Source organism: Citrobacter freundii complex sp. 2024EL-00216 (assembly GCF_043945515.1).
In the GTDB taxonomy this organism is placed as follows: Bacteria; Pseudomonadota; Gammaproteobacteria; order Enterobacterales; family Enterobacteriaceae; genus Citrobacter; species Citrobacter portucalensis.
On the sequence record NZ_JBIMRA010000012.1, the window covers coordinates 101051 to 113150 of the forward strand.

The following is a 12100-nucleotide window of genomic DNA, read 5'->3' on the forward strand; positions in this document are numbered from 1 at the left end:
GGGCACTGCCCGGTTTTTTGTTGTCAGCTTTAGACTTACTCAGCTTTGGCTTTGTAACCACGCAGAGCATTTCGCCCCAGCACCACGCCTGCACCAATCATCCCACCGAGCAGAACCGCCAGCACGAGGGTAATCGCTTTTTTCGGGCTGTCACGACGAATCGGTAACGTTGGTTTCATCACATAGCGGTAGGCGTGTAACTCAGCCCCTTCAAGCTTAAGACTTTCAATATCCAACAGCTTTTGCTTGGTCTGGAAGTAGTTATCAGACAATATCAAAGGACGTGTAGATTCGTGCTCAATCATGGACTTCAGGGCATCACTACCCAACAGGAACATACTGTCCTGCGTCACATCCTGCGTCTGCTGAATTTGCGGCTTAGTCACCCCGGCCTGCTCTGCATAACGCAGCGCTTCCTGAATTTGCTTAATTCGTAGATCTTTTTGCTCCTGCGCGACCACTTCCTGAGTTTTCAGAGAGTCTTGCAACGTGGTGGTTTGCAACTTGATATTATCAACCAGGTCAAGCTCCAGCTCTTTAGCAACCTTTTCATCTGTTTGTTGAATGTATTCGGCGAGCTGACGCTGAGCGTCTTCAGGTGAGCTACCCACATAAGAAACCGCTAACGGCAGCGGTTGACCTTTCACAGACTGTTCAATTAACAGTTTCTGCGGTTCTTCCTGATTATCAAGCGTTTCAGCCAATGCAGAGAAAGAGGTACTGAAACGACCAACCACGTTTGTCTGCAGTTCAGTAACCTTGGGCGCACTGGCACCATACAAAACATTGAGGGCGTTGTTATATGTGGCGATCTGACCAACATCCGGTTGAGTAATAATGGCTGTTGAGGTCCATTTCTCCTTAGCAACTGCCAGATAGCCCACAGCAAGCACTATGGCAATAACAATTGCGGTAACGATTGTTACCTTCCCACGCCATAACTGTACCAGTAAATCAATCAGATCAATCTGTTCCGGATCGTGACTGCGTCCAGACATGTTGTTATCACTTACAGACATAGAAACCCTAGATAAGGAAAGACTTAAACTGGGATTAGTTTAGCTATAAATTGCGGCAATGCCATAGGATTAATGATAAAAAAATCAAATTGTTTCAGGGATTTTGATTGGTATTTCAAACACTACTGGAATACGATACGTTTTAAAAAGTGTACTGATGCAGACACGCAATGGACCGTAGAGACGCGCACGCCCACGGCCAGCATGCGCCCTATCACGTCGACAATATCGGCAATAGTTAACCGGTTGAGCTAATGGACTATATCCAGGCTCTGGAAGATGCACTGAGTATTGAAGCGAAGAAAAATATGCTACCGCTACCGCCAGGTGATGTGCTGGAAACCAGCGCGGACACTAAAGCACTGTATGAGGTAATTGGTTTTAAACCTGAAACCACGGTAAAAGATGGGGTGAAGAACTTTGTTGACTGGTATCGTGATTTCTACAAAGTTTGATTACTGGCCTGATTAAAATAAAAAAGGCCTTATATTAAGGCCTTTTTTATGGAGACGAGATTAATCACTACCAAACAAATCGCGGGTATAAACTTTATCGGCAACATCAGCTAATTCTGACACCATGCGGTTAGAAATAATAATATCTGCTTCATTTTTGAACACATTAAGATCACGCACTACCCGAGAGTGGAAAAATTCGTCCTCTTCCACGACGGGTTCGTAAATAATCACGGGCACGCCCTTTGCCTTAATGCGCTTCATGATGCCCTGAATGGATGATGCACGGAAATTATCGGAACCGCTTTTCATAATTAAACGGTATACGCCAACTACTTTAGGTTGACGGGCAAGAATAGAGTCTGCAATGAAGTCCTTACGCGTACGGTTAGCATCAACGATTGCGCCAATAATGTTATTCGGCACAGATGCATAATTCGCCAACAGCTGCTTAGTATCTTTTGGCAAGCAGTAGCCACCGTAACCGAATGACGGGTTATTGTAGTGATTACCGATACGGGGATCCAGGCACACGCCTTCAATAATCTGCCGTGAGTTCAGACCAAGGCTTTCGGCATAGCTATCCAGTTCGTTAAAGTAGGCCACACGTAACGCCAGATAGGTGTTAGCGAACAACTTGATGGCTTCGGCTTCAGTCGAGTCGGTAAATAAGGTCGGGATATCTTTCTTCACCGCACCTTCCAGCAGCAACCCGGCAAAGCGCTCGGCACGTTCAGAACGTTCACCAATAACGATACGAGACGGGTGCAGGTTGTCGTATAGAGCTTTACCCTCACGCAGGAATTCAGGGGAGAAGATGATATTATCTGTTCTATATTTTTGACGCATTGATTGAGTAAAACCGACAGGAACTGTTGATTTTATTATCATTAAGGCATCTGGATTTATTTCAATAACATCCTGTATGACTGACTCGACACTGCTAGTATCAAAGTAATTAGTTTTAGGATCGTAGTCTGTTGGGGTTGCAATAATGACAAACTCTGCACTCTGATAAGCGTAGTATTTATCTAGTGTAGCTTCGAATTTTATATCTTTTGATTGCAGATACTGTTCAATTTCTTGATCAACTATCGGAGACATCCGATTATTTAGCATCTCGACACGTGAGGGAACAATGTCCAGAGCAATGACCTTATGTTGTTGGGCGATAAGAAGACTATTTGACAGACCAACATACCCAGTACCAGAAATGGCGATTTTCATTTCATGCTCTCAGTATTATCTTAATATTTAATCATGATGCCGTACATCTTGATAAGAGGATAATGTTTTAACTTTTTTTTGAATATCATGTCAACGAAGGTTAAAACAATTAAGATTTTCTTTATCAGATTACGCCAGGAATATTAAGAAAACATTAAGCAATCAACTTAAATTAATAGAATTTGAGATAAAAAAAAGCCCGGTCAAAAAACCGGGCTAGTGTACGTCAGAAGACTTACTCCATCCATTCGGTGTGGAATACACCTTCTTTATCAGTGCGTTTATACGTGTGCGCACCGAAGTAGTCACGCTGGGCCTGGATCAGGTTAGCCGGCAGTACCGCAGAACGGTAGCTATCGTAGTAGGCTACTGCTGCAGAGAAGGTCGGTACCGGAATACCGTTCTGCACAGCGTAAGCCACTACATCACGCAGCGCTTGCTGATATTCGTCAGCGATATTTTTGAAGTACGGGGCCAGCAGCAGGTTCGCGATGCCTTTGTTTTCAGCATACGCGTCAGTAATTTTCTGCAGGAACTGCGCACGAATGATGCAACCCGCGCGGAAGATCTTCGCGATTTCACCGTAGTTCAGATCCCAGTTGTACTCGTCGGACGCGGCACGCAGCTGAGAGAAGCCCTGTGCGTAGGAGACGATTTTACCCAGGTACAGCGCGCGACGGACTTTCTCAATGAACTCGGCTTTATCGCCGGCCAGTTGAGCCTGCGGGCCGGACAGCACTTTAGATGCCGCAACGCGCTGGTCTTTCAGAGAAGAGATGTAGCGCGCGAATACAGACTCGGTGATCAGTGACAGCGGTTCGCCCAGATCCAGAGAGCTCTGGCTGGTCCATTTACCGGTACCTTTGTTCGCCGCTTCGTCCAGGATCACGTCAACCAGGTATTTACCCTCTTCATCTTTTTTGGTGAAGATGTCTTTAGTGATGTCGATCAGGTAGCTGCTCAACTCGCCTTCATTCCACTCGGTGAAGGTGGTAGCCAGCTCTTCGTTAGACAGATTCAGGCCGCCTTTCAACAGGGAATAAGCTTCTGCAATCAGCTGCATGTCGCCGTATTCGATACCGTTGTGAACCATCTTCACGTAATGACCCGCGCCGTCAGCGCCGATGTAGGTCACGCACGGCTCACCATCTTCCGCCACAGCAGCAATTTTGGTCAGGATCGGCGCAACCAGTTCGTAGGCTTCTTTCTGTCCACCAGGCATGATGGACGGGCCTTTCAGTGCGCCCTCTTCACCGCCGGATACGCCGGTACCGATGAAGTTAAAGCCTTCTGCGGACAGTTCACGGTTACGACGGATAGTGTCCTGGAAGAAAGTGTTACCACCATCAATGATGATGTCGCCTTTATCCAGATACGGCTTCAGGGAGTCGATGGCAGCATCTGTGCCTGCGCCCGCTTTCACCATTAACAGGATACGACGTGGGGTTTCAAGAGACTCGACGAACTCTTTCACCGTGTAATAAGGAACCAGTTTCTTACCCGGATTCTCGGCAACAACTTCTTCAGTTTTTTCGCGGGAGCGGTTGAAGATGGAGACGGTATAACCGCGGCTTTCGATGTTGAGCGCCAAGTTGCGCCCCATAACTGCCATACCGACGACGCCGATCTGTTGCTTGGACATTACATACTCCTGTCAGGTGTGGTCACCGCGTAAAAAATATGTGCGGCGATGTAGTAATTATTCTAACCTAAAATTAATAAAAATAAATAGTGAACATTGCATATAGTGACGCTCCCTCCCCTTTTTGATGTTAAAGTATCATTTCAATATAGATTTAACTTGTAATTTAATTTTTTTACTTACCAAAAATCTAATTGCGCTTTTAACATGCCAATAAAAATGCTTGCTAAATACTCTTCTATTATTATGTTGGGCCTTGTGGATTCCAACAATACTAGGTATATATTTTAAATTCATACCTCTATTTTTGGCTCTATAGCAAATATCCAGGTCTTCACAGTACATGAAGTAATGCTCATCAAAACCTAACAAACTAGAGTAAGCTTTTGTTTTAAAAGCCATAAAAGAACCCGCAACCCAATCCATATCTAAACTGGAACAATAGTCATCAGGCGGCAATACACAATATTTTTTACTAAACCGAAAAAATGACATAAAAAAGGTGTAAAAAGAAGGATAATTGCGTATTGAGTAATCTCTTATTGACAAGGAATCATCTTTATATAAAGATATCCCAGAAATGTCCACCATATCCTTTTCAACTACAGAAATAAGCTTGTCAATATTTAGATCATCAATTATAACATCTGGGTTTATAAGAATGAAATAATCTTCAGTTGCCATTTCTAATTCTTCCCTGCAGAACTGAAATACAATATTATTGTTTTTCCCAAACCCAGTATTGTAGTTATTGTCGATTATATGGATTCCATTTTTTCGACAGTAATCGTTCAAAATTATACTTTCTCGTTCAGAGTTATTTTTAATAATCACCTTATATTTTTTAGCAAGCTTACGTAAACAGTCAAAATCTATAATCATTTGGGCATGATTATGAGAGATTACAGATATATAAACATTCATAGTTACCACATATATAATAAAATTAACTCATTAACTTCAATGAAGATATGAAAAAAATAATTATCACTAGCAAAAGATAATACCTATAGATAAGTTTCCCTAACATATCAAAAACATTTAATAATAGAGCAAAAAAAATAATATCATAAAAGGCAAAAAAATCAGAAAAACGAATGGATAATGAATCATTACTTCTGAAGCACAAAAATAGAAACAATCCTATAATAGATATAAAAAAACAAAGATAAATAAAGTAGTTTTCAATAGTTAAACCAGTTTTATTATTTTTTAAGATCCAAGTAAAAAAAATTGCATATGATATAAATTTAATCATTACAAAGCCATTAAGAATTGAAATATTATTAACAGCATACGATCCATCCAAATATGGTGCAATCCTTTCATGCATTATAGGAAACTGAGCTACTAATTTTAGCAAATTAACATAAGGGTCAAAAACTAGAATTAGAAACAAAATAATAATAAACATGGCCATCTGACGAAATAGATTTTTACCTATATTTCTATTAAGATACCATATTATAGGAACAATTAACACAGTCAACAAACTTGAAAGATGTATAGAAACTGCAAGACAAAAGAATAAAAATGACTTTATCTTTTTTTTCTCTAAATAAAAATACACAACTAATGCTGATAAACCAATCGATGCTCCTGCACGATATTGAATAAGATCATGAACAATAAAAAGCCTGGATAAATATAAAAGCAGCACCCATAAGAAAACATCTCTATCAAGCAACTTAGTACAAAAAAAAACCTTAGTCGAAAGTGATATTATAAAAAGTGAAAATATTACCCCAATAACCCCAAAACCAAAATAATTTGATATAACCGACAAAAGATAAAAACCTGGGTCTTTAACAAATACCCAATTATCATTTACTGTTGAGGATATTGATAATTCATACCAGTTAAGATATGAATAATAATCAGGAAACTCATTGAAATCACATGAAAAAAAAACCACGAGAGTACAAAAAAGAAACAAAAAAATTATAATGGGTTTGGCTACGCCATTCATTTCTTTTTCCCCGTCCGCCCAAGGAGACCATGACATATACCTGTTAACATGGCGGAAATATGTTTCATTCTATTCTTTGTGAAACATGCATAAACCAAAAATCTAGGTGCTAATTTTATCAACTCCCATTTTTTCCATTCTGGATGGACATGGGACATACGCATTAATAGAAATATATTTCTAAAATAGTAATAATGCCTTATTGGTGAATGATTAACATATTTCCTATTAAATATATTTATAGGGTCATCGCCAATCTCATGTGACATTTTTAACCATGGCAAACCTAAGATCTTATATCCTAAAGAGTTTGCTCGCAGACACCACTCAATATCAACAAAATCTATAAATAAATTATCATCCATTGATCCAATATTGGAAACAGATGAAAGTTTCAAAACAGACCCTGATGTTATTACATAGGATGCTTCAATTGCATTTTTTCCAATAGCAGGTTGTCTAAATATACCTTTTTCAGTACATAATATAAACTCAGCATTTTTATCAATAGCTCTATCATAATAAGATGGAGCAACTAAACAAACCTCATCCGTACATTTCTCAAAATAATTAATAAGTGAATCCAAAAGCAAGTTATCAGGTTCGCTATCTTGATCTAATAAAGCAACATATTTATATTCATTTTCGATAAAATAATTAATTCCGATATTTAGTGCGGTTGCAATACCTAAGTTTTTGTTCAATTTAATAATATGTGCTTTAGGTATCGAATAAGTTATATCTTTTTCACTATTATCAACTATTGTTACTTTATAATACTCACTTAGTTTTCTTGCGTTATTAATATTTTCATAATTCGGATGATAAAACACAATGACAACACCACAAATTTTTTCAAACATTTTATATACTTCCTAATGATTTTATTAAAAACTTATTTATTTTAGATCTAATCTTTCTAAAATAATCGCCACCCTTTATTGAATGCTTATATAACTTAAAATGTCTATTTTTATACCTAGCATCACTTTCCCCCAAAGAGTGCAAATAGTAGTTATTTCTCCATAAAATATATGTGAGCGAAAGCTGATCACGTTTAACTCCTTTTATGTATTCTTCAAACCATTTCCCCATTATAACATTTAAGTCTTGAGATTTTTTCCGTATAATAATCCCACACTCAAATAGACCATAAGAAACAGGAAAACCTTGCTTTTTATATTTGTTGACTTGCTTTCGAATATTCCAATACCAATCATATCCAATTAAAAGACACTCTTCAGCTTCATCATACAAGCAATTTCTTAAAAAATGTTCATACATGAAAATGTCATTATCTTGTTTAGCTACAAAATTAACTAGTAAAGATAGATCGTCAATAATCTCGATTGAACCATCTATATAAATAGTTAGTTCATAGTTTTCTAAGAGACCAAATTTTTGAGGGCATATTTTTATAGCACGATTTATTGTCTTTTCGTCAAATATCCTTAGTGTTTTTAAATCTGATATATTTATAACAACCCAAGGATGAGGGGCATGAATATTTTGATCACTAAAACAGATATAGTCTATTTCATCATTAATTTTAAGCGGAGTTTTAATAGAATCATAATCACCTGTAATACAAGTATATATAGCAATCTTATTCACTGGGACTCCAAAAAATTAGCTAAATTACTCAACGCCCAAATTCTCTCGCTATTATCTTTGGTATCATTAACATGCTCTTCCCAAATATTATTAACAGCCGCTTTATCAAAAACCCCTTCAGGTAATGAATCAAGACGATCTCGAGCCCATCCTTTTAATTCGGCTCTTAACCAATAACTCATTGGTAATGAAAAACCTTGCTTAGGGCGTTCTAATAACTTACTATCTATATGCTTATATAGTACCGACTTGAGTATTTTTTTTTGGTTGTATTTGTCCATTTTAAATGAGGTTGGTAGACTGAATGCAAACTCAACAATACGATGATCTAAAAATGGGGCTCGTGTTTCTAAACTAACCGCCATAGAAGCTCTATCCACTTTAGTTAATATATCATCACAGAGATAGTAGTTTAAATCATGCTGAGTTATTGCCGAAATCCCATCCAAATAATTTAAATCTAAGTCTCGCTTGTGAGACACAGGTTGTAATAAAGGAAAATTTGCATTCCTATATTTATCCATCCAAAAATCATTTAATAAAAAAGGTGTTCTGCAGCTCCAGCCTTGACTTAAATTTAAAATCCTTTTAATGATTATATTAGAGTTTTTTAATCCCATTTTTGTAATTATTTTAACCATAGTATCTAAATGTAATTTAGATAAAGACCTAGTCTTCCAAATTTTGTCCAACAGCGGATATTGATTATATCCCATAAATAGTTCATCACCGCCATCACCAGACAGAGCTACTGTTACATGCTCTTTAGCAAACTTACTGACCAAATATGTTGGTATCTGAGAACTATCAGCAAAAGGTTCATCCCAAATTTCAGGTATTTTATCAATTACTTCAAGCGCCTCTTGTGGGGTTATCATGTGAGTATAATGTTGCGTACCAAGATATTTTGCAATCTGTTCAGCATGATGTGATTCATCATACTGCTTATTAGGCATACCGATAGAAAATGTAGATACATCTTGTCCATTTTTTTTCAACATTGCTACAATAGTAGTAGAGTCGATTCCACCTGATAGAAAAGCTCCAACTTTTACATCAGCAATAGACTGTAAAGAAACTGATTCTGTTAGTAAATACTCTAATTCTGATTCAGCTTCTTCGTACCTGTATTTATTATCGCGAATAGAAAAAGGTAATGACCAATACTTGTATGGCTCCTGTGTATCTCCTGAGAGAAGATCATCATAGCTCATTTTAATATAATGACCAGGTCGCAATTGTTTTAACTTGCTATATATTGTTAAGGGTGACGAGATATAGTTATTATGTAAATATCCATTTACTGCAACCCAGTCTATCTCAGAATCAAAATCAGGATGTGACTTTAAAGCTTTTAATTCTGAACCAAATAAAAAAGAGCCATTACACCAGCCGTAGTAGAGAGGTTTTTCACCCATTCTATCTCTCGCCAGATACAAACTCCGCTCTGTACTATCCCACAATGCAAAAGCAAACATCCCGACGGTTTTTTCTAATGCGACCGAAATCCCCCAAGCAGAAATGCTGTTAAGCAAGGTTTCAGTATCAGATGTTCCCATCCATTTTATGTCATCACCCAGTTCCTTACGTATATTGTGGTGATTATAAATTTCACCATTAAATATAATCGTAAACCTTCCACAAGAAGTTGACATTGGTTGATGACCTGCGCTGCTCAATTCAACAATCGATAATCTAACATGACCAAAATGGATATTACATTTTAAATCGTTCCAGACTCCAAATGAATCAGGCCCACGATGTCTAATTTTATTCAACATATTATTAATTACATTCGCATCCTGCTTAGACCTACTGTAATACCCTACTAAACCACACATTTTTTACCTCCAAAAACAAACACCTTAAAAAATATAACAATATAAAGTAACTGAGCAAAGCTTAATCCTATTAACCACCCACCACTCCCCATTATTCTTAACAGCACCGCCCCCGCCAATAATGATAATAATGCAACCATTATATTAATGATAATTATTTTTCTCCCCTCCATATTCAATGTTAAATATCCTGTAACCACTGGACCGTAAATGGAAACCGATATATACACACACGCAGAATAAATTAGCCACTTTGCATTTCCACTCTCATTTCCAAACATATACCTCTCAATGCTCTGATGAAAATAAAAAACACCAATAGCTACACAACAAGAAAACAAAGTATATAATACAACAACAAATAATAATGTCTTTCTATATTCCAATCTATCTTTAGTAAATAACCTAGCCAACTTTGGATAAGCTGCTACATGAGTAAGAATACCTAGTGAAATTAACAAATTCATAAAACGTTCGATGACAGAATATGTACCTGCAGAAGCAACCCCATAGAAATATGTTATTATAAAAATACCAGACATAGTATATAATGAAGAAATTATCTGAGAAGCAAATAAAGGCATTCCTGCTTTCAAAATCGGTAGGGGATTGACTATCTTAATATGTTCAACTTTCTTCATTGCAAAGTAAAATGTTAGGGAACCATTTATGAAGGAAGATAAAACAAGGCATAATATTGGTACAAATAGACTAACTGTCGAATTTATAAAATAATAAGCAATAATGAATGTTATTATTGAACCCACTATTGAACATATACTACTTAGAATAAAAAAACCTTTACTCTGAAGAAACCAAGAATTATTTAACACCCAAGACAATGGTAAAATAAAAAATAGTAAGTAAACATTATCATACTTATTCTGAAAAAAATAGAAATATAATAAAAAAATAGCAAGTGACAATATAAAAAGCACTAATTTAGCTGAAAGTATTATATTAAATGTTTTATTACAACAGCCTTCAGCAATTAACTTTGGTCCAATCAAGTTAAAGGAGTACTGTATTACAAGTGATATGTATGTAACAATAGCAAACATAATTGCCAAATTACCATACGAATGAATACCAACAGATTTCACAATTAAAGGCGTAACATAGAAAACAGCAATTCCACCGAAAAAATATTGTATTATAAGCGAAATATTATCTATTAATATTTTTAAGTACATGTATTTTTTTGCTCATATTAAATTCTAATAAATATATAAGTTATTTCATCCTGTTTTATTTTAATAACTGCAGGCTCGCATTAAATTTGGACCTACAGTTATTATATCTCATTTGGTCAGATTATTTATATACCACTTGATGGCAATTTTTATTCCCTCACAAATATCATAGCACGGTTCATACCCTAAAATATTTTTAGCTTTGTCAATATTTGCGAGCGAATGTCTTACATCCCCTAATCGAAACTCCTTGAATATAGGCTGTTTATCGTATTCGATACCTTCATTATTTAAAGCATCTTTAATATATTCAAATAATTTACTAAGACTTGTTTGTTGTCCATAAGCTATGTTAAATACATTATTTTTCGCGTTATCATTTGCAAGCGCCGCTAATAAATTAGCTTGGACTACATTATCTATATAACAAAAGTCTCTACTAGTACTCCCATCACCGTTTATATATAAGTCATCACCGTTTGATATTGAAAGGATCCATTTAGGAATTACTGCCGCATAGGCTCCATTAGGATTTTGCCTCCTACCAAATACATTAAAATATCTAAGCCCTATACTTTTGAAATTATAATTTAGTGCATAAACACCCGCGTATAACTCATTTACATATTTTGTCACTGCATACGGAGAAAGCGGGTTTCCTATAATATTCTCAACTTTAGGGAGACCTGTATGATCACCATATGTTGAACTGCTAGCAGCATAAGTAAAGCTTTTAACCTTCTCTCTTCTTGCACAGTCTAAAATATTTAAAAAACCACTTATATTTGAAGCGTTAGTCAGAATTGGATTTTCAATCGATCTTGGTACTGAACCAAGTGCTCCTTGGTGCAGCACATAATCGACACCACTAATGCTTTTTTTACAGATATCCAAATCACAAATATCTCCTTCAATAAATTTAAATCTTCTCCAAGATTCCTCTGAAACATTATGCTTAACTTCATTTAAATTTGATTGAAAGCCAGTAGAAAAGTTATCTAAACCAACAACATTTTGCTTTAGCTTTAACAACGCTTCAAGTAAATTTGAACCTATAAAGCCAGCAACACCAGTAATTAGCCAAGTTCTTTGATTATTTAACAAATAGTCTTTCAACTCATCATAGTTCACGTTAAATTC

The 12100-nt window shown here is 36.4% G+C and carries 10 protein-coding genes and 1 pseudogene; 1 reads left to right on the plus strand and 10 read right to left on the minus strand.

The window, feature by feature from the left end; translation table 11 throughout:
* Positions 1-35 precede the first annotated feature (35 nt).
* Complete coding sequence (gene wzzB / locus ACHHZ7_RS16715; RefSeq protein WP_032943914.1) at positions 36-1019, minus strand: LPS O-antigen chain length determinant protein WzzB; 984 nt, start codon at positions 1017-1019, stop codon at positions 36-38.
* A 159-nt stretch (positions 1020-1178) separates the two neighbouring features.
* Between wzzB and ACHHZ7_RS16720 the strand changes: the two are divergent.
* A pseudogene (locus tag ACHHZ7_RS16720) lies at positions 1179-1474 on the plus strand (protein CapI); the annotation flags it as partial.
* A 60-nt stretch (positions 1475-1534) separates the two neighbouring features.
* Here the strand turns inward: ACHHZ7_RS16720 and ugd are convergent.
* From ugd to ACHHZ7_RS16765, 9 genes are all read right to left on the minus strand, one after another.
* A complete protein-coding gene (ugd, locus tag ACHHZ7_RS16725) occupies positions 1535-2701 on the minus strand; it encodes a UDP-glucose 6-dehydrogenase (protein WP_032943916.1) in 1167 nt (388 codons plus the stop codon).
* A 235-nt stretch (positions 2702-2936) separates the two neighbouring features.
* Positions 2937-4343: an NADP-dependent phosphogluconate dehydrogenase gene (gndA, locus tag ACHHZ7_RS16730; RefSeq protein WP_060683595.1), complete on the minus strand. Its 1407-nt coding sequence runs from the start codon at positions 4341-4343 to the stop codon at positions 2937-2939.
* A 138-nt stretch (positions 4344-4481) separates the two neighbouring features.
* Entirely contained in the window at positions 4482-5267 is a 786-nt protein-coding gene (locus ACHHZ7_RS16735) for a glycosyltransferase (RefSeq protein ID WP_060683594.1), read from the minus strand.
* A gap of 22 nt (positions 5268-5289) precedes the next feature.
* On the minus strand, positions 5290-6312 hold the full coding sequence (locus ACHHZ7_RS16740) for an EpsG family protein (protein ID WP_192463873.1): 1023 nt from the start codon (positions 6310-6312) through the stop codon (positions 5290-5292).
* Positions 6309-7175, minus strand: a complete 867-nt coding sequence (locus ACHHZ7_RS16745) for a glycosyltransferase family 2 protein (protein WP_060683592.1) — start codon at positions 7173-7175, stop codon at positions 6309-6311. Before ACHHZ7_RS16745 ends, ACHHZ7_RS16740 begins: the two co-directional genes overlap by 4 nt.
* A 1-nt stretch (position 7176) precedes the next feature.
* Positions 7177-7926, minus strand: coding sequence for a glycosyltransferase domain-containing protein (locus ACHHZ7_RS16750; RefSeq protein ID WP_060683591.1), 750 nt, complete (start codon positions 7924-7926; stop codon positions 7177-7179).
* Positions 7923-9767 carry an asparagine synthase (glutamine-hydrolyzing) gene (asnB, locus tag ACHHZ7_RS16755; RefSeq protein ID WP_192463874.1) on the minus strand — a complete coding sequence of 615 codons (1845 nt, stop codon included), beginning with the start codon at positions 9765-9767 and terminating at the stop codon, positions 7923-7925. Before asnB ends, ACHHZ7_RS16750 begins: the two co-directional genes overlap by 4 nt.
* A complete protein-coding gene (locus tag ACHHZ7_RS16760) occupies positions 9755-10960 on the minus strand; it encodes an oligosaccharide flippase family protein (protein WP_192463875.1) in 1206 nt (401 codons plus the stop codon). The genes asnB and ACHHZ7_RS16760 overlap by 13 nt, the downstream gene beginning before the upstream one ends.
* Positions 10961-11068: 108 nt before the next feature.
* A complete protein-coding gene (locus ACHHZ7_RS16765; RefSeq protein ID WP_060683587.1) occupies positions 11069-12091 on the minus strand; it encodes an NAD-dependent epimerase/dehydratase family protein in 1023 nt (340 codons plus the stop codon).
* Positions 12092-12100: the final 9 nt, after the last annotated feature.